This is a genomic window from Hasllibacter halocynthiae (assembly GCF_003003095.1).
GTDB lineage: Bacteria > Pseudomonadota > Alphaproteobacteria > Rhodobacterales > Rhodobacteraceae > Hasllibacter > Hasllibacter halocynthiae.
Genome location: NZ_PVTT01000002.1, coordinates 478,955 through 498,791, shown reverse-complemented (window position 1 = coordinate 498,791; position 19,837 = coordinate 478,955). Strand labels below are relative to the sequence as shown.

Sequence of the window (19,837 nt, the reverse complement as noted above, 5' to 3'; positions counted from 1 at the left end):
GACAGTTCGGGACCGCCGCCCATGCGTATATTGGCCTTCATCCTTCTCACGTTGGCCCTTACGGGCTGCGCGTCGAAGTTCCGCAGCTATGACGGGCCGGCCGTGACGCGCATCGTCGTCTACAAGGCAGAACGCGAGGTGCACCTGCTGCATCACGACGCCGTGCTGGAGAGCTTCGACATGGAGCTGGGCTTCGCCCCCGAGGGCACGAAGGAGCGCTACGGCGACGGGCGCACGCCCGAGGGGCGCTACTTCATCGACCGCCGCAACCCCGAATCGCGCTACCATCTCTCGCTCGGGATCGACTATCCGCGGGGCGTGGACCAGCAGCGCGCGACCGAGGCCGGGGTCGATCCGGGCGGCGACATCTTCTTCCACGGCACCCCGAGGGAGTTCGCGGGACGCGACGACTGGACCGCCGGCTGCCTGGCGATCCCGAACCGCGACATCGAGCGGATGTACGCCATGGTCGGCATCGGCACGCCCGTGGACATCTACGCCGCGCGCCCGGCCCCGAACCCGATGGTCCTTCCCGACCCGTTGCGACCGGCGCCGCTGGGCCGCTAGGCCCCGGCCCTCCGGGGGGGGGCCGCCGGGGGGCGCCTAGCTTCGCGGAAGCTGGATCGCCCCGCCGCCGAAGCCCGCGCCGCCGGGGGGCGCGGCGATGCCCGGCGCGGGCGGCAGCGTGCCCGCCGGACGCGAGACGGCCGAGGCCCCGGCGCCGGGGGCGCCCGTGACGAGGGTCCACCAGATCTTGCCGCCCGGCTCCTGGAACCAGCCGATGCCGGCATCTCGCGCGGCCGGGTTCAGGATCGCCTGGCGCGAGCCCTCCTCGAGCATCCAGGCGGCGACGGTCTCGCGCTCGGTCTCGAAGCTCTCGGCGATGACCTCGCCGACGAAGCCGCCGGTGTAGCCCGCGCGGCGCACCCGCTCGATCGGGGAGGACCCGTCGGACGAGAAGTGCCAGGGCCGGTTCTGGCGGGCCATGTCGCGGCTGTGCGTCACGGCGGCGGCGTTGAGCGCGGCGTCGAGCGACAGCGCCTCCGCCCCCCCCGCCGAGCGAAGGGCGTTCACCTCGTCGAGCATGGCGAACTGCACCCGGCCCTCGTCGGCTTCGGTGATGCGGTAGATCCCGGATGCCGGCGCGCCCGCCATCGGGCCCCCGGGCGAGGTGCAGCCCGAAAGGGCGATGAGGGCCGCGAGGGCCGCCGGGACGAGGGTGCCGCGCATGGGAAGGTTATCCGTCGTGACGGGACCGGCCTGCAGGCCCCGGCGCGGCTTCTAGCGGCCGGACCGTGGCGTCGAAAGCCCCATGGGCGATCTTCCGCCCGTCCCGCGGAGGGTCGGTGATGCCCCCGCCGCGCGCGCCGTGTAGGTCGGGGGGGCGATCTTCAGGGGAAGGACGAACGACATGGACGAGACCCGACGCCCCACCCGCCGCGCGCTTCTGGGCGTGGCCGCCGCCTTCGGCGCGGGGACGCTGGCCGCGCCGGCGCTGGCGCAGTTCGGCGCGACGGCCCAGCGCGACGACGCCGCGGACGCGCCGCGCAACATCTCCTCGTTCCGGGCGCTGGACTGGCGGCCCTATTTCGACACGCTGGCGGGGGGCGCCATCCTCTGCGACCTGCAGTCCCGCGCGCTGCACTTCTGGTCCGAGGACGAGAGCGTCTACCGCCTCTACCCGACTTCCGTGCCCCTTTCGGAGGACCTGACGCGGCGCGGCCGGACGGAGGTGATCCGGAAGGTGGAGGGGCCGTCCTGGCGCCCGACCCCCGCGATGCTGGAGCGCAATCCCGACTGGCCCGAGTTCATCGGGCCGGGACCGGACAATCCGCTTGGGACGCATGCATTGTATCTGTCTTGGCAATACTACCGGATCCACGGCACCCACGACACGCGGAAGATCGGGCGCCGATCGTCCAATGGTTGCATCGGCCTCTTCAACGAGCAGATCGCGGAGCTTTTCAATTTCTCGCAAGTCGGCACACAGGTGTTGCTGATTTGACGAAAGGCGTGGCCGCGCGGGCATATCAAGCTAGAGTCGGTTTGCAATCGAAGGAAACGGGTGATTACCCATAACTTACGAGAGACTGTCCCTTGGCCGTTTTTTCCGTTCTCTCTCGGATTGTCCGGATGACGGCCCTCAATGGAGTGAACACATGAAGAAGATCGTTCTCGCCGCCGCGCTGTCCGCCGCCGCCTCCTCCGCCTTCGCCGGCGGCCTGGTCGAGCCCATCATCACGGCCCCCGTCATCGTCGAAGAGACCACCGCCGCGTCCTCGTCGGCCGGCATCGTCGTCCCGCTGCTGCTGCTGGCCGTCATCGCCGCAGCCGTGGCCGACTGATCAGTCCTTCGCGCCGGCGCGACTGGAGAGGGCGCCCCCAGGGGCGCCCTCTTCGCATCCAGGCGCCCCGGCGCTATCCGATCCAACCCTTCAGCTCGTCCCGGATCACGTTCGACAGGGCGTCCATGTGGGCGTCGTCGTCGTTGAGGCAGGGGATGTAGGTGAACCGCTCGCCGCCGGCCTCCTCGAAGCTCTCGCGGATCTCTTCGTTGATCTCCTCGAGGGTCTCGATGCAGTCGGCCGAGAACGCCGGGGCGATCACGGCGATGTTCCTCTTGCCGTCCTCGCGGGCGAGGCGCGCGACCTCCTCGACCGTGTAGGGCTTGAGCCATTCCTCCGGGCCGAACTTGGACTGGAAGGTGGTCGCGATCTCAAAATCGTCCCAGCCCAGCCGCTCCTTCAGGAGGCGCGTCGTCTTCTGGCACTGGCAGTGGTAGGGGTCGCCCTCCATCAGGTAGCGCCGCGGCACGCCGTGATAGGAGCAGACGAGGATGTCGGGCTTCGTCTCGAGCGCGCCGTAGGCCCGTTCCACGGACCGCGCGAGCGCGTCGATGTAGTCCGGCCGGTCGTAATAGGCCGGCACCGTGCGGACGGGGGGCTGCCACTTGTCCTTCATCAAGGCGCGGAAGAACTGGTCGCAGGCCGTCGCGGTCGTGGCGCCCGCGTACTGGGGATAGAGCGGGAAGAAGAGGATCTTCGTGCAGCCCTTGGCGCGCAGCGCCTCGACCTTCGAGATCGTCGAGGGGTTGCCGTAGCGCATGCAGTAGTCGACCTCGACCGCGTCGCCGAAGGCCGCCCGCATCCGCCCTGCGATGGCCGCCGTCTGGGCCTTCGTGATGGTGGCGAGGGGTGATTCGCCCGCCTCCTCGTTCCAGATCGACTTGTAGGCCGCCCCGGAGGAGAAGGGCCGCTTGGACAGGATCACGAGCTGCAGGAGCGGCTGCCAGACGAACGGCGAGTAGTCGATCACCCGCCGGTCGGAGAGGAACTCGTTCAGGTAGCGCCGCATGGAGCGGTAGTCCGTCCCGTCCGGCGTGCCGAGATTCGCCAGCAGCACGCCGATCCTGCCCATGCGGACGGGGGGATGCCCGGCCGGCAGGTGGCCTTCGCCCGGCTCGCGGTGGAAGCGGTCCGGCCCCCGCCCGACCAGGGGATCGGCGGTCTCGACCTCTGGCAGGCCTTTGCTGTCGAGCATCGCTTTCGTCCTGTCCGGGGAATCCTTCATGGGACACGTCACCTAGCGACCCTGGGGGCAGGTTCAATCGGACAGTTTGCCCTCCCGCGTGCCCAGCGCCTCGGCGAGCCGGTGGGTGGCCGAGCCGGGGCGCAGGGGCCTGGGCTGATCCGCCGACGGGGCGAAGCCCGCGAGGTGGATCATCTCGAACGTCGCCTCGACGCGCCCGTCCCGGCGGGGCAGGAGGGCGCCCGCCTCCGGGAAGAGCGCGCGGGGCGGGACGCCGCGATGGCGGGCGGCCAGGGCGTTGCCCTCGCCCATGGCGCGCAGGTCGCGCATCAGGGCGCGCGCGTCCGCGTAGGTGACGGCCCGGCGGTCGCTGTCGGCCACGGGCAGCGCGAGGCCCGCGCGCTGCAGCAGGGCGCCCATGTCGCGGATCTCGGCCATGGGGGCGACGCGCGGCGAGAGGCCGCCCGTCAGCCGCGTCTCGGCCGTGGCGAGGGCGGCGCGCAGCTCGGCGAGGGTGTCGCCGCCGAGAAGGACGCCGAGGAAGAGGCCGTCGGGGCGGAGCGCGCGGCGGCACTGGATGATCTGCCCGAGGGGATCGTCCGCCCAGTGGAGCGACATGGCGTGGACCACGAGGTCGTGCGCCCCCGGGGCGAGGTCCAGAACCTCGTCGTCGGGCACCACCTTCGCGCCGGGGATCGCCCATTCGGAGGGAACGCCTGTGACCACGGCCGGCGCCGTAAACGTTCTGTTAACCAGCGCGATGCGATCCTCGACCTCCAGGCGCGCCTCGCGGTGTAGGAAGAGCGCGTCGGGCCGCGCGCGCGCGCGGTTCCGGGCGAGGGCCGCGCGGTCAGCGAGGGGAGGGCGCGTCATGGGCATCGGGGCGCAGATAGGGGCGGCCGTCGATCTGATCTACCCGCCCACGTGCCTCGCATGCGAGGCGCGGGTGCTCGGGCGGGGCGGCCTCTGTCCCGGGTGCTGGCGCGAGACGGGCTTCGTGCGCGGCCTCGCCTGCCGCCTCTGCGGCGCGCCGCTGCCGGGCGAATCGGACCGGGCCGAGACCTGCGACGACTGCCTCGCCACCCCCCGCCCCTGGGCCGAGGGGCGCGCGGCGCTGGTCTATGCGGGCGCGGGGCGGCGGATGGTTCTGGCGCTGAAGCACGGGGACCGGCTGGACCTCGCGGGGCCCTGCGCAGGCCTGATGGCGCGGGCCGCGGCCCCCATGGCGCTGGCGGGCGCGGTGGTCGCGCCGGTGCCGCTGCACTGGCGGCGCCACCTCGCCCGGCGGGGCAACCAGGCGGCCGCGCTGGCCGCGCCCGTGGCGCGGGCCCTGGGCCTTCCCCTCGCGCCGGACCTCCTCCGGCGGGCGCGGGCGACGGCGCCGCTGGACCGGGTCACGCCGGCCGAGCGGTTCGCCGCGCTGCGGGGCGCGATCGACGTCCCGCAAGCCCGCGCGGCGCGCCATGCCGGCCGGCCGCTCCTTCTCGTGGACGACGTGATGACCTCCGGCGCGACGCTCGCGGCCTGCGCGGAGGCCGCGCTGGCCGCCGGGCTGGGGTCGGCGCGGGTGCTGACCCTCGCCCGCGCGGTCAAGGATGGCTAGATGGGTCCCGAAGGGAGACCCCGAATGAAGCCGATCGAGATCTACACCTCGCCGCTCTGCGGCTATTGCCACGCCGCCAAGCGCCTTCTCGCCGCGAAGGGCGCCAGCTTCACGGAGCACGACGTCTCCGCCGACCCGGCGGCGCGCCAGGCGATGACGGAGCGCGCCGGGCGCCGCACGGTGCCGCAGATCTTCGTCGGGGACACCCACGTGGGCGGCTACGACGACCTCGCCGCGCTGGAGCGCGCGGGCGAGCTGGAGCCCCTGCTGAGAGCATGACGATCCGCGCGGCGCTGATCCAGCTGAACGCCTCGGACGATCCGGAGGCGAATCTCGGCGAGACCCTTCGACTCTGCGAGGAGGCGGCGCGGGGCGGGGCGCGGTGGCTCCTGACGCCGGAGGCGACGAACTGCGTCTCGGCCTCGCGCGGGCGGCAGCGCGCCTTGCTGCGCGCGGAGGGAGAGGATCCGACCCTCGCCGCGCTTCGCGGCCTCGCGGCCGAGCGGGGCGTCTGGCTGACCATCGGCTCGCTCGCGCTGGCCGAGGGCGGGCGCCTGGCGAACCGCTCCTTCGTGGTCGATCCCGAAGGGGGCGTCGCCGCGCGCTACGACAAGCTCCACATGTTCGACGTGGCCCTGGGCGGCGGCGAGGAGTTCCGCGAATCGGACGCCTACGATCCGGGCGACCGCGCGGTGCTGGCGGAGGTGGAGGGCGTCCCCGTGGGGCTGTCGATCTGCTACGACCTGCGCTTTCCGGCGCTCTACCGAGCCTACGCGCGGGGGGGCGCGCGCGTCCTGGCGGTGCCCTCCGCCTTCACCGTCCCGACGGGCCGCGCCCATTGGGAGGTGCTCCTGCGGGCGCGGGCGATCGAGAACGGCGCCTGGGTGCTGGCCCCGGCGCAGTGCGGCACCCATGCCGCCCGGGAAGGGCGGGAGCGCCGGTCCTGGGGGCATTCCCTCGCGGTGGATCCCTGGGGCGCGGTGGTCGCGGACGGGGGCGAGGCGCCGGGCGTCGCCTTCGTGGACGTGGATCCGGCGGCCTCGGCGCAGGCGCGGCGGCGCGTCCCCTCGCTCGAGCACGACCGGGCGTGGTCGGGGCCGTGAGCGCGGCCGATTCCCTCGCGGTGCAGCTCTTCTCGGAGCTCCTGGTCGCGGACCAGCTCGCCCGGTCGCGGCTGCAGAAGGCGCTGCCCAAGGGGATGGAGCTGTCGCACTTCACCGTCCTCAACAACCTCGCCCGCCAGGAGGAGAGGACGCCGGGGCAGCTCGCGCAGGCGTTCAACGTGACGCGGGGGGCGATGAGCAACACGCTCGCGCGGCTGGAGGGGGCGGGCTGGATCCACGTGCGGCCGGACTGGGACGACGCGCGGCGCAAGATGGTCGCCATCAGCCCCGCCGGGCGGCGCGAATGGGAGGCGGCGCTCGCCGCGGTCGCCCCCGTGATCGCCGCCGTGGTGGACGAGATCGGCGCCGAGAGGGTCCGCCAGGCCCTGCCGGTGCTGCGCGCGCTTCGCGTGAAGCTGGGCCCGGGGGGCTGAGGACGGGGCCGGGGGCGTCCTCAGGCTCGCCGGACCGCGGCGGTGACGTAGTTGACCGAGAGGTCGCGGTCCGAGGTCGACCAGCTCCAGCGGACGAAGTCGAACACGAACCCGGTCCGGTCCACGGGCTCGAGGCCCGCCTCCCGGAGCATGGCGAAGAGCTCGTCCGGGGTGATGAACTTGCGCCATTCGTGCGTGCCCTTTGGCAGCCAGCGCATGACCCATTCGGCGCCGACGATGCCGAAGGCGAAGCTCTTGGGGTTCCGGTTCAGGGTCGAGGTGCACATCACCGCGCCGGGGCGCATCAGGTCGTGGCAGGCCCGGAGGTAGCCCTGGGGGTCGGCGACGTGCTCGACCACCTCCATGTTGAGGATCGCGTCGAAGCGCTCGCCCGCCTCGGCCAGGGCCTCGGCGGTGGTGTGGCGGTAGTCGATGTCGAGGCCGGACGCCTCGGCGTGGATACGGGCGACGGGGATGTTCCTCTCGGCGGCGTCCGCGCCCACCACGTCGGCCCCCAGGCGGGCCATCGGCTCGGAGAGGAGGCCCCCGCCGCAGCCGATGTCGAGGATGCGCAGCCCGTCGAAGGGCCGGTCCGACTTCAGGTCGCGGCCGTGCTGGGCGGCGATCTGCTCGGTCACGTAGGAGAGGCGCACGGGATTCATCATGTGCAGCGGCTTGAACTTGCCCTGGGGGTCCCACCACTCATCGGCCATGGCCTGGAACTTCTCGACCTCGCCGGGGTCGATGGTGTCGGTGGCGCGCGCTGCGTCGGCCATTCTGCCTCTCCTCTTTCCGATGACCCCTGCCCGGGGCGGCTCGCGCGTCTATATGGGGCGGATGGACCGGCTTTCCCCCGACGCCCGGACGCGGCACCTCTTCCCGCCCGTCGACCCGTTCGACCAGCGGATGCTGGACGTGGGCGACGGCCACAGGATCTACGTCGAGCAGTGCGGCCGCCCGGACGGCATCCCCGTGGTGATCCTCCATGGCGGGCCGGGGGGCGGGTGCAGCCCGGCGATGCGCCGCTACTTCGACCCCGGCCGCTACCGCGTGGTGCTGTTCGACCAGAGGGGATGCGGCCGCTCGCGCCCCCATGCGAGCGTGGAGGCGAACACCACGCAGCACCTCATCGGGGACATCGAGCGCATCCGCGAGGTCCTCGGGATCGGGTCGTGGATCGCGTTCGGCGGCTCGTGGGGGGCGACGCTGGCGCTGGCCTACGCGCAGGCGCATCCCGAACGGGTCGCGCGGCTCGTGCTGCGGGGCGTGTTCCTCGCCACGAAGGCGGAGCTTCGGTGGTTCTACGGCGGCGGCGCCGGCCTCTTCTGGCCGGAGCTCTGGGCGCGCTTCGCCGGCATGGTCCCGGAGGAGGAGCGGGGCGACCTCATCGCCGCCTATCACGCCCGGCTCTTCGAGGCCGACCTGCCCACCCAGACCCGCTTCGCGCGCGCCTGGGCCGGATGGGAGAACGCCCTCGCCTCGGCCGAGAACCGCGGGATGACGGGCGAGAGCCCCGGCGAGTACGCGCGCGCCTTCGCCCGGCTGGAGAACCACTACTTCATCAACGGCGCCTTCCTGCGCGAGGGGCAGCTCCTGGAGGAGGCGCACCGGCTGCACGGCATCCCCGGCACGATCGTGCAGGGCCGCATCGACATGATCTGCCCCCCCGCGAACGCCCATGCCCTGGCGAGGGCATGGCCGGACGCCGACCTGCGGATCGTGCACGGCGCGGGCCACGCCCTCTCCGAGCCGGGCATCTCGGCTGAGCTCGTGGCCGAGATGAAGCGCCTCGCCGCGCTGCCCGAGGTGCGGCGGCTGGCTGCCTGAGGGGGGCCTTGCGCCCGCCGGCGCGGGCGCCTATCTGCCCTTCGACAGCGGCGCGCCGGCCTCCACCCCCGGCGCCCACCGGACGAAGAACCGATGGGGCCGCGAGGCCCCTTTTTCACGCCCGGAGACGTCATGTCCGACCTCGTCGCCCGCACCGCGCAGGACCGCCGCCTCGCGGAGATCGTCCGCCCGGTGATCGAGCACATGGGCTACGAGCTGGTCCGCCTGCGGATGCAGGGGGGCCGCACGCCCATGCTGCAGATCATGGCCGACCGCCCCGAGGGCGGGATCGAGGTCGAGGACTGCGCCCGCATCTCCACGGAGGTGAGCGCGAACCTCGACGTCGAGGACCCGATCGAAGAGGGCTACACGCTGGAGGTCGGGAGCCCCGGCATCGACCGGCCCCTGACCCGCCCGAAGGACTTCGAGGCCTGGGCCGGCTATGAGGCCAAGCTGGAGACCGCCGAGCTGATCGACGGCCGCCGCCGGTTCCGGGGCACGCTGCAGGGCGTCGAGGACGGCGAGGTGCTGGTCGAGATCGAGGAGGGTGGCGAGCCCGTCACCATCGGCCTGGCCTTCGACATGCTGTCGGACGCGAAGCTGGTGCTGACGGACGCGCTGATCCGCGACGTCCTGAGGGCCCGCAAGGACAAGGGCGCCATCGGCGCCGAGGAGGCGGCCGAGACGGCCGCGTTCATGGATAAGGACGCCGCCCCGAAGGGCGCAGAGGAGGACTGAACCGATGGCGATCACGTCTGCCAACCAGCTGGAGCTTCTCCAGACCGCCGAGGCGGTCGCGCGCGAGAAGATGATCGACCCCGGCCTCGTCGTGGAGGCCATGGAGGAGTCGCTCGCCCGCGCGGCGAAGTCCCGCTACGGGCAGGAGCTGGACATCCGCGTCTCCATCGATCGCAAGACGGGCCGCGCGACCTTCACCCGCGTGCGCACGGTGATCGACCCGGACGCCCCCCTCCCGGAGGACGAGGAGGAGGCGCCCGAGGACAACACCCGCGCCCGCCTGACCGCCGAGGAGGCGGCCGTCGCCGTCGCCCAGCAGCGCCCTGACGTCGTGGTCGTGCCCGGCGCGAACGGCATCCGCCGCTTCCTGATGCGCCGCGGCACGGAAGGCGACAACAAGCTGGCCTCCGGCACCGACCAGGAGGGCGCGCCCCGGATCGGCGACGAGCTGGTCGACGAGGTGCCGCCCGTCGAGATGAACCGCATCGCCGCGCAGTCGGCCAAGCAGGTCATCCTCCAGAAGGTCCGCGAGGCCGAGCGCGAGCGCCAGTACGAGGAGTTCAAGGACCGCGCCGGCACGATCCTGAACGGCGTCGTCAAGCGTGAGGAGTACGGCAACGTCGTCATCGACATCGGCCGGGGCGAGGCCGTCCTGCGCCGCCGCGACAAGCTGCCGCGCGAGAGCTACCGTCCGAACGACCGCATCCGCGTCTACATCGAGGACGTCCGCCGTGAGCCGCGCGGCCCGCAGATCTTCCTCTCCCGCACGCATCCTGAGTTCATGAAGAAGCTCTTCGAGATGGAGGTGCCGGAGATCTACGACGGCATCATCGAGATCAAGGCGGTGGCCCGCGACCCCGGCTCCCGCGCGAAGATCGGCGTGATCTCCTATGATGGGTCGATCGATCCCGTTGGCGCCTGCGTCGGGATGCGCGGCAGCCGCGTGCAGGCGGTGGTGAACGAGCTTCAGGGCGAGAAGATCGACATCATCCCCTGGAACGAGGATATGCCGACCTTCCTTGTGAACGCGCTGCAGCCCGCGGAGGTGGCGAAGGTCGTCTTCGACGAGGACGCCGAGCGGATCGAGGTCGTCGTGCCGGACGAGCAGCTGAGCCTCGCGATCGGCCGGCGGGGGCAGAACGTTCGCCTCGCCTCGCAGCTCACGGGCCTCGACATCGACATCCTCACCGAGGAGGAGGAGAGCGCCCGCCGCCAGGCCGAGTTCGAGGAGCGCACGAAGCTCTTCGTGGACGCGCTCGACCTCGACGAGTTCTTCGCCCAGCTCCTGGTCGCGGAGGGCTTCACCTCGCTGGAGGAGGTAGCCTATGTCGACGCCGAGGAGCTGACCGGCATCGACGGCGTGGACGAGGACACCGCCGAGGAGCTGCAGACCCGCGCGCGCGAGCATCTCGAGGCGCAGGCCGCCGCCGCGCTGGAGAAGGCGCGCGAGCTGGGGGCGGAGGATTCCCTCATTGCATTCGAGGGGCTGACCCCCCAGATGGTGCAGGCCCTGGCGGAGGACGACGTGAAGACCCTGGAGGACTTCGCCACCCTCGCCGACTGGGAGCTGGCCGGCGGATGGACCGTGCAGGACGGCGAGCGGCACAAGGACGACGGCGCGCTCGAGCCGTTCGGCATCAGCCTGGAGGAGGCGCAGGACATGATCATGACGGCGCGCGTGCTTCTGGGCTGGGTCGATCCTGACGACCTGAACCGGGACGCGGAGGCGGAAGGCGAGGACGCCGCCGCCGAGACCGAGGAGGCGTCGGCCTGATGGCCGGCGTTGAGGGGCAGGGATGTCGCGGGGCGGCAGGACGAAGGACCGGGACGAGCCGCAGCGCCGCTGCCTCGTCACCGGCGAGACGGGCCCGAAGCAGGGGCTGATCCGCTTCGTCCTCGGCCCGGACGGCGCGCCCGTCCCCGACGTGCTGGGCAAGCTGCCGGGGCGCGGCTTCTACGTCGCCGCCGACCGCGGGGCCCTGGGCAGGGCGGTCGCGAAGCGGATGTTCTCGAAGGGTGCGAAGGCGCCCGTCCCCGTGCCACCCGAATGGGCGGAGGGGGGGCTGGCCGACCTCGTGGAGGGGCAGCTCCTCCGCCGGGTGCAGGACGGCATCGCGATGGCCCGCAAGGCCGGGCTGGCGGTGTCGGGCTACGAGAAGGTCCGCGGGTGGCTCGAGTCGGGCGAGGGCCGTGTCCTTGTGCAGGCGCGCGACGGCTCGGCCCGCGGCAAGTCGAAACTGAACACCCCTCCGGGCGGCCGCTTCATAGGCTGCCTGACGGGGGACGAGTTGGGTTTGAGCTTCGGCCGCCCGCATGTCATACATGCGGCTCTGGCGGCTGGCGGACTCACGACCCGTGTTGTAGAGGACGCCGGCAAGCTATCCGGCCTCCGAGGAACAGGTGGCGGCGATCCGGCCGCCCGGAAGGAAGTGAAGCCCTATGGCAGATGATGACGGCAAAAAGCCCCTGGGGCTTCGCGGCGCCGGTGGTCCCCGGTCGGGCCAGGTGAAGCAGCGCTTCAGCCACGGCCGGACGAACAACGTGGTCGTCGAGACCAAGCGCAAGCGCGTGCTCGCGCCCAAGCCGGGGGCGAAGCCGTCCGCGGCCGCGGCGCCCGTGCGCGCGGGGGGTGACCCCTCCAAGCGGCCGGCCGGCATCTCGGAGGCCGAGCTCGAGCGGCGGATGAAGGCGCTGCAGGCCGCCAAGGCCCGCGAGGCCGAGGACGCCGCCCGCCGCGAGGCCGAGGAGAAGGCCCGCGCCGAGGAGCGGGCCCGCCGCCGCGCCGAGATCGAGGCCAAGGAGCGCGAGGACCGCGAGCGCGAGGAGGCGATCCGCGCCAAGAAGGACGCCGAGGAGGCCGAGAAGCGCGCGGCCGAGGCTCGCGCCCAGGCCGCCGCCGCGCCCGCGCCGAACCCCGACAAGCCCGCCGGCCGCGCCGCGCCCGACCGCCGCCGCGAGGAGCCCAAGCGCCGCGACAACCAGGGCAAGGGCACGAAGGACGGCGGCGGCCGCCGCACGGGCAAGCTGACCCTCGCGGACGCCACGGGCGGCGCGGGCGGCAGGCAGCGCTCGCTCGCGTCCATGCGGCGCAAGCAGGACCGCGCCCGCCGCCAGGCCATGGGCCAGTCCGAGCCGCGCGAGAAGGTGATCCGCACGGTCCAGCTTCCCGAGGCGATCACCGTCTCGGAGCTGGCGAACCGCATGACCGAGCGCGTCGCCGACGTGGTCAAGTCCCTCATGCAGAACGGCATCATGGCGACGTCGACCCAGACGATCGACGCCGACACCGCCGAGCTGGTGATCGAGGAGTTCGGCCACAAGGTCCAGCGCGTCTCGGACGCGGACGTCGAGGACGTGATCCAGCAGGTCGAGGACGCGCCTGAAGACCTCGAGCCGCGCGCGCCCGTCGTCACGATCATGGGCCATGTCGACCACGGCAAGACGTCGCTTCTGGACGCGATCCGCAACGCCCGCGTGGCGGGCGGCGAGGCGGGGGGCATCACCCAGCACATCGGCGCCTACCAGGTCGAGCAGGACGGCAAGGCGCTGACCTTCCTCGACACGCCGGGCCACGCCGCGTTCACCGCGATGCGGGCGCGCGGCGCGCAGGTCACGGACATCGTGGTGCTGGTGGTCGCCGCCGACGATGCGGTGATGCCGCAGACCGTCGAGGCCATCAACCACGCCCGCGCTGCCGAGGTGCCGATGATCGTGGCGATCAACAAGGTCGACCGCCCTGGCGCCAACCCCGACAAGGTCCGAACGGACCTGCTGCAGCACGAGGTCATCGTCGAGAAGATGTCCGGCGACGTGCAGGACGTCGAGGTGTCGGCGACCGAGGGCACGGGCATCGACGCGCTTCTCGAGGCGATCGCGCTGCAGGCCGAGATCCTCGAGTTGAAGGCCAACCCGAACCGCGCCGCCGTCGGCGCCGTGGTCGAGGCGCAGCTCGACGTGGGCCGCGGCCCCGTGGCCACGGTGCTGGTGCAGAACGGCACGCTCAAGCAGGGCGACATCTTCGTCGTGGGCGAGCAGTGGGGCAAGGTGCGCGCGATGGAGAACGACCAGGGCAAGCGGGTAAAGTCCGCCGGCCCGTCCGTTCCCGTCGAGGTGCTGGGCCTGAACGGCACGCCGGCGGCGGGCGACGTCCTGAACGTCGTCGACACGGAGGCCCAGGCCCGCGAGATCGCCGAGTTCCGTGCCGCGCAGGCCAAGGACAAGCGCGCCGCGGCCGGTGCCGCGATGACGCTCGAGCAGATGATGTCGAAGGCCAAGGCCGACGAGAACGTCTCCGAGCTGGCGATCGTGGTGAAGGCTGACGTGCAGGGCTCGGCCGAGGCGATCCAGCAGGCGATGGAGAAGATCGGCAACGAGGAGGTGCGCGTGCGCGTGCTGCATTCGGGCGTCGGCGCCATCACCGAATCCGACGTCACCCTGGCCGAGGCCTCGAAGGCGCCGATCATCGGCTTCAACGTCCGCGCCAACGCCGCCGCGCGGGCGGCCGCGAACCAGAAGGGCGTCGAGTTGCGCTACTACAGCGTGATCTACGACCTCGTGGACGACATCACGGCGGCGGCCTCCGGCATGCTGTCGGCCGAGATCCGTGAGAACTTCATCGGCTATGCCGAGATCAAGGAGGTCTTCCGCGTGACCGGCGTCGGCAACGTGGCGGGCTGCCTCGTGACCGAAGGGGTCGCGCGCCGCAGCGCGGGCGTGCGCCTCCTGCGGGACGAGGTGGTGATCCACGAGGGCACGCTGAAGACGCTCAAGCGCTTCAAGGACGAGGTGCGCGAGGTTCAGTCGGGTCAGGAATGCGGCATGGCGTTCGAGCGCTACGACGACGTCCGCGTCGGCGACCGGATCGAGATCTTCGAGCGCGAGGAGGTCGAGCGCTCGCTCTGACGGGCGTGCCGCGCGATGCCGAAGCAGGGGGCGCCTTCCGGGCGCCCCCTTCGTCCTTCCGGAAGTCCCGGCCCCTCAGGCGGCCTTGGACCCCACGGGGCGGCCCGCGAAGGTGCTCTGCCCCACGCGCACGAGGATGCGTCCGCCGGAGAGCTCGCGCACGAAGGCGCCTTGGACCGAGAGATGGTCGCCGATGGTGATGGTGCGGATCATGCCTGTCCCCTGCCGATCTGCTTCGTTGTCCCCGGCACGCTAGCGTCTTCCCTGCGTCAGTTCACCACCTTTTTGACCGCATCCCGCCGCAATCGCGCTCGGCGACCCGCCAGCGCCGTCAGAGCAGGTCGCGGAGCATCGCGACCAGCGGTACGTCCGCCGGCGGCATCGGGTAGCCGCGCATCCCGTTCGGCTTGACCCAGGCCAAGGCCTGCCCCTCGCGCGCCTCGGGGGTGCCGGCCCATCTGCGGCAGGCGAACACGGGCATCAGCAGGTGGAACCCCTCGTAGGAATGGCTCGCGAAGGTGAGAGGGGCGAGGCAGCTCGCCCAGGTGTCGATCCCGAGTTCCTCGCGCAGTTCGCGGATCAGGGCGGCCTCGGGGGTCTCGCCCGGTTCGACCTTGCCGCCCGGGAATTCCCACAGGCCGGCCATCGGCTTGCCCTCGGGACGCCGCGCAAGAAGGACGCGCCCGTCGGGATCGACCAGCGCCGCGGCGGAGACAAGGACCGTCCTCACGAACGGTAGTCGGCGTTGATGTCGATGTAGCCATGGGTCAGGTCGCAGGTCCAAACGGTCGCCTCGGCCCGCCCCAGGCCGAGATTCACGTGGATCGTCACCTCGCGCCCTTTCATGTGCGCCGCGGCGTCCTCCTCGCGGTAGCCCGGGTGCACCCAGCCATCGGAGGCGACGAGCACGTCGCCGAAGCGGATCGCGAGGCGGTCGCGATCGGCCCGCGCGCCGGACTTGCCCACAGCCATGACCACGCGGCCCCAATTCGGGTCCTCGCCGGCGATGGCGGTCTTCACGAGGGGGCTGTCGGCTATGGCGCGGGCCACCCGCTCGGCGTCTCCTTCGGTCTCCGCCCCGGTGACACGGACGGTGACGAACTTGGTCGCCCCCTCGCCGTCACGGACGATCTGGTGCGCGAGGTCGAGGAGGACGCCGTGGAGCGCTTCCTCGAACGCCGCCTCGTCCACCGGCCCCGCCATGCCCGTCGCGGCGAGGAGGAGCGTGTCGGAGGTCGAGGTGTCCGAGTCCACCGTGATGCGGTTGAAGGTCCGTGCCGCCTGCCGGGCCAGCATCGCCTGCAGCCGGTCCGCGCGGATGGCGGCGTCCGTGAAGACGTAGGCCAGCATCGTCGCCATGTCCGGCGCGATCATCCCCGATCCCTTGGCGATGCCCGCGAGGGCCGCGCCCCCCACGCGCCCCCCGGCGCCCTTGGGGAAGGTGTCGGTGGTGCGGATGGCGTTCGCCGCATCCTCCCAGGAAGCGCCGCCCGCCGCGAGGCGGTCCAGAACGGCGAGGATGCGGTCGTGGGGCAGCGGCTCGCCGATGACGCCGGTGGCCGAGGTGAGGACGCGGGCTTCCGGCACGCCCGCAGCCCCGGCCACACCCGTGCGGATCGCCGCGACCGATCCGTCGCCTGCCTTGCCGGTGAAGGCGTTGGCGTTGCCCGCCGAGACGAGGATCGCCGCCCGCCCGGTCCCGCCGCGCGCCAGGACCTCGCGGCAGCCCAGGACGTCGGACGACGCGGTCGCCGATCGGGTCAGGACGCCGGCGACGGCCGACCCTTCCGGCAGCACGGCCAGCATCGCGTCGAGCCGGCCGCGATAGCGGGTGCCGGCCTCGGCGACGCCCAGTTCCAGGCCCCGGACCTCGGGCAGTTCCGGGAACCCCGCCGGTGCGAGGGGCGAGCGTGGCAGCGCCTTTCCCACGATCTCAGTCGGCGAGGGACATGGTGGACAGGACGGAGGGGCCCACCCCTTCCGGCTCGAGCAGCTCGATGTCGGCGTCCGCCGCCCGCTCGGCGACCACCGCGCCGACGGCCTCGCGCTGCAGGGCCTGGCGGAGCTGCGGCTCGACGTCCTCGAAGGCGGGCGGCTCCTGGGTGCGGGTGTCGTTCAGGCGGATGACGTGCCAGCCGAACTGCGTCTCGACCGGGTCGCTGAGCTCGCCGGGCTCGAGGGTCTCGACGGCGTCCTGGAAGGGCTCGACCATCTGGCCGGCCTGGAACCAGCCGAGGTCGCCGCCGCGCGGGCCGGAGGGGCCGGTGGACCGCTCCATCGCCAGCTCGCCGAAGTCGGCGCCGTCCTCCAGCGCGGCGCGGACCTCCTGCGCCTCCTCCTCGGTCTCGACGAGGATGTGAGCGGCCTCGTACTCCGGCGCGCCCTCGAAGGCGGCGACCTGCTCGTCATAGGCGGCGCGCACCTCGTCGTCCGTCACGGCCTCGGCCATGGCGTCGTTCAGCGCGATCGCGGCGAGCTGCTCGCGCCGGGCAGCGTCGACGACGTAGGGGAGGCCCTCAGGCTCCTCCTCGACGGACTGCGCGAGGGCCTCCTGCTGGGTGACCTGGTCGAGGAGCCCCGAGAAGAGCTGGTCGTCGGGCAGGGCGCGGAACTGCTCGGGCAGGGCCTGGCGCGCGGCGAGGAGGTCGCCGACGGTGATCTCGGTCTCGCCCACGCGGGCGAGGGGTGTGTCGAGCGTGACCTCGCCGCCCTGGGCGAAGGCGGGCAGGGCGAGCGTCGCGAGGAGGGCTGCGGTGCGGATGGGGCGCATGGGGATGCCTTTCGGGCCGGGGCCACGGCTGCGTGGCGTTGACGATCCGCGGGCCGCTGCTTACCTCGGGCGGCGGTCGCGGGCGGGACGTCACGGCGCCCCTGTCGCCCGGCTGGATATGGCCCGGATTCCTGGGCGGCAAGCCATCCCCCCACATGCGGCCCTGACGATCTGGAGAGACCACATGCTCGGCTTCGGCACGCTAGCGCGCAAGGTTATCGGCACGCCCAATGACAGGAAGATCAGGACAGTCCGGTCGCTGGTGGACCGCATCAACGCGCTCGAGGGGGAGTTCGAGGCGCTGGACGATGCCGGGCTCGTCGCCAAGACGGAGGAGCTGCGCGCCCGCGTGGCCGGGGGAGAGGACCTGGACGCCGTCCTGCCCGAAGCCTTCGCCAACTGCCGCGAGGGCGCGCGCCGGGCCCTGGGCCTGCGGGCCTTCGACACGCAGCTCATGGGCGGCATCTTCCTGCACAAGGGCAACATCGCCGAGATGAAGACGGGCGAGGGCAAGACCCTCGTGGCGACCTTTCCGGCCTATCTCAACGCCCTGACTGGTAAGGGCGTGCACATCGTCACGGTCAACGACTACCTCGTACGCCGCGACGCCGAGTGGATGGGCAAGGTCTACGCCGCCCTCGGCATGACCACGGGCGTCGTCGTGCCCCAGCAGCCCGAGGACGAGAAGCGCGCTGGCTACGCCGCCGACGTCACCTACGCGACCAACAACGAGCTGGGCTTCGACTACTTGCGCGACAACATGCGCGGCAGCCTCAAGGAGATGTCCCAGCGCGGGCACTACTTCGCCATCGTGGACGAGGTGGACAGCATCCTCATCGACGAGGCCCGCACGCCGCTGATCATCTCGGGCCCGTCGGAGGACCGCTCGGACCTCTACGTGCAGATCGACAAGCTCGCGCCGGAGGTCTCGGAGGACTTCTACACCAAGGACGAGAAGCAGCGGAACGTCACCTTCACGGACGAAGGCAACGAGTGGCTGGAGGAGAGGCTGCACGAGGTCGGCCTGCTGCCCGAGGGGCAGTCGCTCTACGATCCCGAATCGACGACCATCGTGCATCACGTGAACCAAGCCCTGCGGGCGCACGTCCTCTTCCAGAAGGACGTCAACTACATTGTCCAGAACGGCGAGGCGGTGCTGGTCGACGAGTTCACGGGCCGCATGATGCCGGGCCGGCGCCTCTCGGAGGGGCTGCACCAGGCGATCGAGGCCAAGGAGGGGCTGGAGATCAAGCCCGAGAACGTGACGCTCGCCTCCGTCACCTTCCAGAACTACTTCCGCCTCTACGACAAGCTCGCCGGGATGACCGGCACTGCGGCCACCGAGGCCGAGGAGTTCGCGCAGATCTACGGCCTCGGCGTCGTCGAGGTGCCGACCAACCGCCCCGTCGCGCGCGAGGACAAGGACGACGCCGTCTACCGCACCGCCCGCGAGAAGTTCGAGGCGATCACCGAGGAGGTGAAGGAGGCGCACGGCCGCGGCCAGCCGGTGCTGGTGGGCACGACCTCGATCGAGAAGTCCGAGATGCTGTCGCGCCTGCTGCGCGAGGCGGGGGTCAGGCACAACGTCCTGAACGCCCGCCAGCACGAGCAGGAGGCGCAGATCATCGCCGAGGCCGGGCGGCCCGGCGCGGTCACCATCGCCACGAACATGGCCGGGCGCGGCACCGACATCCAGCTGGGTGGCAACGTCGAGATGAAGGTCCTGGAGGCGCTGGCCGCCGACCCCGAGGCCGATCCCGACGAGGTCCGCACCCGGATCGAGGCCGAAGTCGCCGCCGACAAGCGGAAAGTGCTGGAGGCCGGCGGCCTCTTCGTCCTCGCGACCGAGCGGCACGAGTCGCGCCGCATCGACAACCAGCTTCGCGGCCGCTCGGGCCGTCAGGGCGACCCGGGCCGGTCGTCCTTCTTCCTCTCGCTCGAGGACGACCTGATGCGCATCTTCGGCTCCGAACGGCTGGAGAAGGTGCTGAAGACCCTCGGGATGAAGGAGGGCGAGGCGATCGTCCATCCGTGGGTCAACAAGTCGCTGGAGAAGGCGCAGGCGAAGGTCGAGGGGCGCAACTTCGACATCCGGAAGCAGCTGCTGAAGTTCGACGACGTGATGAACGACCAGCGCAAGGTCATCTTCGGCCAGCGCCGCGAGATCATGGACGCGGACGAGGTGGGCGAGATCGTCGCCGACATGCGCCAGCAGGTGATCGACGACCTGATGGCCGCCTACGTGCCGCAGGGGGCGTATTCCGATCAGTGGGACGTCGAGGGTCTCTATGCCGCGCTGATCGAGAAGCTGAACCTCGAGACGGATGTCGTGGCCTGGGCCGACGAGGACGGGGTCGATCAGGACGTCATCGCCGAGCGCCTCTACAAGGCCGCCGACGAGGCCGCCGCGAAGAAGGCCGCCGAGTTCGGGCCCCAGGCGATGCGCGACATCGAGAAGCAGCTCCTCCTGCAGGCGATCGACGCCAAGTGGCGCGAGCACCTCCTGCGGCTGGAGCACCTGCGCTCGGTCATCGGCTTCCGGGGCTACGCGCAGCGCGACCCTCTGAACGAGTACAAGAACGAGAGCTTCCAGCTCTTCGAGGGGATGCTCGACGGCCTGCGCGAGGACGTGATCCAGAAGCTCGGCCAGATCCGCCCGATGACCGAGGAGGAGCGCGCCGCCATCCTCTCGCGGATGAAGGCGCAGCAGGCGGCCGTCGCCGCGACGGCGACAGCCGGCGAGGGGAACGGCAGCGCCCCGCCCGTGCCCGACGGCCCGGCCGAGGCCGGGTTCGACGAGAGCGACCGGTCGACCTGGGGCGATCCGGGGCGCAACGACGCCTGCCCCTGCGGGTCTGGGAAGAAGTTCAAGCACTGCCACGGGCAGATCGCCTGACCTTCCCCGGCGGACGCGGCCTGCCGCTCGCCTTCG

Annotated in this window: 21 protein-coding genes; 13 read left to right on the top strand and 8 right to left on the bottom strand. The window is 71.9% G+C overall.

The annotated features are described in order from the left end of the window. The first annotated feature begins 21 nt into the window (after positions 1 to 21). A complete protein-coding gene (locus tag BCF33_RS09335; RefSeq protein ID WP_106160672.1) occupies positions 22 to 567 on the top strand; it encodes a L,D-transpeptidase family protein in 546 nt (181 codons plus the stop codon). Between the two features lie 36 nt (positions 568 to 603). Here the strand turns inward: BCF33_RS09335 and dalA are convergent, their stop codons facing one another. Continuing rightward, positions 604 to 1,230: a divisome-associated lipoprotein DalA gene (gene dalA, locus BCF33_RS09330; RefSeq protein ID WP_106160671.1), complete on the bottom strand. Its 627-nt coding sequence runs from the start codon at positions 1,228 to 1,230 to the stop codon at positions 604 to 606. Between the two features lie 181 nt (positions 1,231 to 1,411). On the opposite strand from dalA, the gene BCF33_RS09325 reads away from it, so the two are divergent. Together BCF33_RS09325 and BCF33_RS09320 are read left to right on the top strand one after the other, a co-directional pair. After that, positions 1,412 to 2,005 carry a L,D-transpeptidase gene (locus tag BCF33_RS09325; RefSeq protein WP_106160670.1) on the top strand — a complete coding sequence of 198 codons (594 nt, stop codon included), beginning with the start codon at positions 1,412 to 1,414 and terminating at the stop codon, positions 2,003 to 2,005. A gap of 154 nt (positions 2,006 to 2,159) precedes the next feature. Next, on the top strand, positions 2,160 to 2,345 hold the full coding sequence (locus tag BCF33_RS09320; protein WP_106160669.1) for a hypothetical protein: 186 nt from the start codon (positions 2,160 to 2,162) through the stop codon (positions 2,343 to 2,345). A 73-nt stretch (positions 2,346 to 2,418) separates the two neighbouring features. On the opposite strand, the gene hemH is transcribed toward BCF33_RS09320, so the two are convergent. Both hemH and BCF33_RS09310 read right to left on the bottom strand, forming a co-directional pair. After that, positions 2,419 to 3,417 (bottom strand): ferrochelatase, encoded by a 999-nt coding sequence (hemH, locus tag BCF33_RS09315; protein ID WP_106161530.1) that lies wholly within the window; start codon positions 3,415 to 3,417, stop codon positions 2,419 to 2,421. Positions 3,418 to 3,603: 186 nt separating this feature from the next. Then, positions 3,604 to 4,401, bottom strand: a complete 798-nt coding sequence (locus tag BCF33_RS09310) for a methyltransferase domain-containing protein (RefSeq protein ID WP_245883798.1) — start codon at positions 4,399 to 4,401, stop codon at positions 3,604 to 3,606. On the opposite strand from BCF33_RS09310, the gene BCF33_RS09305 reads away from it, so the two are divergent. The 4 genes from BCF33_RS09305 to BCF33_RS09290 are packed head-to-tail and all read left to right on the top strand — an operon-like array spanning position 4,400 to position 6,668. Further along, complete coding sequence (locus tag BCF33_RS09305) at positions 4,400 to 5,131, top strand: ComF family protein (protein WP_106160668.1); 732 nt, start codon at positions 4,400 to 4,402, stop codon at positions 5,129 to 5,131. The genes BCF33_RS09310 and BCF33_RS09305 overlap by 2 nt on opposite strands. Before the next feature lie 24 nt (positions 5,132 to 5,155). After that, complete coding sequence (gene grxC, locus BCF33_RS09300; protein WP_106160667.1) at positions 5,156 to 5,410, top strand: glutaredoxin 3; 255 nt, start codon at positions 5,156 to 5,158, stop codon at positions 5,408 to 5,410. Further along, complete coding sequence (locus tag BCF33_RS09295; protein WP_106160666.1) at positions 5,407 to 6,234, top strand: carbon-nitrogen hydrolase family protein; 828 nt, start codon at positions 5,407 to 5,409, stop codon at positions 6,232 to 6,234. The genes grxC and BCF33_RS09295 overlap by 4 nt, the downstream gene beginning before the upstream one ends. Next, entirely contained in the window at positions 6,231 to 6,668 is a 438-nt protein-coding gene (locus BCF33_RS09290; RefSeq protein ID WP_245883797.1) for a MarR family winged helix-turn-helix transcriptional regulator, read from the top strand. The genes BCF33_RS09295 and BCF33_RS09290 overlap by 4 nt, the downstream gene beginning before the upstream one ends. Before the next feature lie 20 nt (positions 6,669 to 6,688). On the opposite strand, the gene ubiG is transcribed toward BCF33_RS09290, so the two are convergent. Next, positions 6,689 to 7,444 carry a bifunctional 2-polyprenyl-6-hydroxyphenol methylase/3-demethylubiquinol 3-O-methyltransferase UbiG gene (gene ubiG / locus BCF33_RS09285; RefSeq protein WP_106160665.1) on the bottom strand — a complete coding sequence of 252 codons (756 nt, stop codon included), beginning with the start codon at positions 7,442 to 7,444 and terminating at the stop codon, positions 6,689 to 6,691. Positions 7,445 to 7,505: 61 nt separating this feature from the next. Here ubiG and pip point away from each other — a divergent pair, with 61 nt between their 5' ends. The 5 genes from pip to infB all read left to right on the top strand — a co-directional run bounded on the left by pip (position 7,506) and on the right by infB (position 14,135). Further along, entirely contained in the window at positions 7,506 to 8,495 is a 990-nt protein-coding gene (gene pip / locus BCF33_RS09280; RefSeq protein ID WP_106161524.1) for a prolyl aminopeptidase, read from the top strand. 132 nt (positions 8,496 to 8,627) lie between these two features. Then, positions 8,628 to 9,233 carry a ribosome maturation factor RimP gene (rimP, locus tag BCF33_RS09275; protein WP_106160664.1) on the top strand — a complete coding sequence of 202 codons (606 nt, stop codon included), beginning with the start codon at positions 8,628 to 8,630 and terminating at the stop codon, positions 9,231 to 9,233. A 4-nt stretch (positions 9,234 to 9,237) separates the two neighbouring features. Continuing rightward, positions 9,238 to 11,007: a transcription termination factor NusA gene (gene nusA / locus BCF33_RS09270; RefSeq protein ID WP_106160663.1), complete on the top strand. Its 1,770-nt coding sequence runs from the start codon at positions 9,238 to 9,240 to the stop codon at positions 11,005 to 11,007. 22 nt (positions 11,008 to 11,029) lie between these two features. Continuing rightward, entirely contained in the window at positions 11,030 to 11,683 is a 654-nt protein-coding gene (locus BCF33_RS09265; protein ID WP_106160662.1) for an RNA-binding protein, read from the top strand. Further along, positions 11,673 to 14,135, top strand: coding sequence for a translation initiation factor IF-2 (gene infB, locus BCF33_RS09260; RefSeq protein WP_106160661.1), 2,463 nt, complete (start codon positions 11,673 to 11,675; stop codon positions 14,133 to 14,135). Before BCF33_RS09265 ends, infB begins: the two co-directional genes overlap by 11 nt. A 75-nt stretch (positions 14,136 to 14,210) precedes the next feature. On the opposite strand, the gene BCF33_RS14205 is transcribed toward infB, so the two are convergent. From BCF33_RS14205 to BCF33_RS09245, 4 genes are all read right to left on the bottom strand, one after another. Beyond that, entirely contained in the window at positions 14,211 to 14,348 is a 138-nt protein-coding gene (locus tag BCF33_RS14205; protein ID WP_170073288.1) for a hypothetical protein, read from the bottom strand. Positions 14,349 to 14,466: 118 nt separating this feature from the next. Next, a complete protein-coding gene (locus BCF33_RS09255; RefSeq protein WP_106160660.1) occupies positions 14,467 to 14,865 on the bottom strand; it encodes a (deoxy)nucleoside triphosphate pyrophosphohydrolase in 399 nt (132 codons plus the stop codon). Continuing rightward, the gene (argJ, locus tag BCF33_RS09250) at positions 14,862 to 16,064 is read right to left on the bottom strand and encodes a bifunctional glutamate N-acetyltransferase/amino-acid acetyltransferase ArgJ (protein ID WP_106160659.1); all 1,203 of its coding nucleotides are present in this window, start codon (positions 16,062 to 16,064) and stop codon (positions 14,862 to 14,864) included. Before argJ ends, BCF33_RS09255 begins: the two co-directional genes overlap by 4 nt. A gap of 4 nt (positions 16,065 to 16,068) precedes the next feature. Then, positions 16,069 to 16,905: a peptidylprolyl isomerase gene (locus BCF33_RS09245; RefSeq protein WP_106160658.1), complete on the bottom strand. Its 837-nt coding sequence runs from the start codon at positions 16,903 to 16,905 to the stop codon at positions 16,069 to 16,071. A 184-nt stretch (positions 16,906 to 17,089) separates the two neighbouring features. Between BCF33_RS09245 and secA the strand changes: the two genes are divergently transcribed. After that, positions 17,090 to 19,801, top strand: a complete 2,712-nt coding sequence (gene secA / locus BCF33_RS09240; RefSeq protein ID WP_106160657.1) for a preprotein translocase subunit SecA — start codon at positions 17,090 to 17,092, stop codon at positions 19,799 to 19,801. The last annotated feature ends 36 nt before the right edge of the window (positions 19,802 to 19,837 follow it).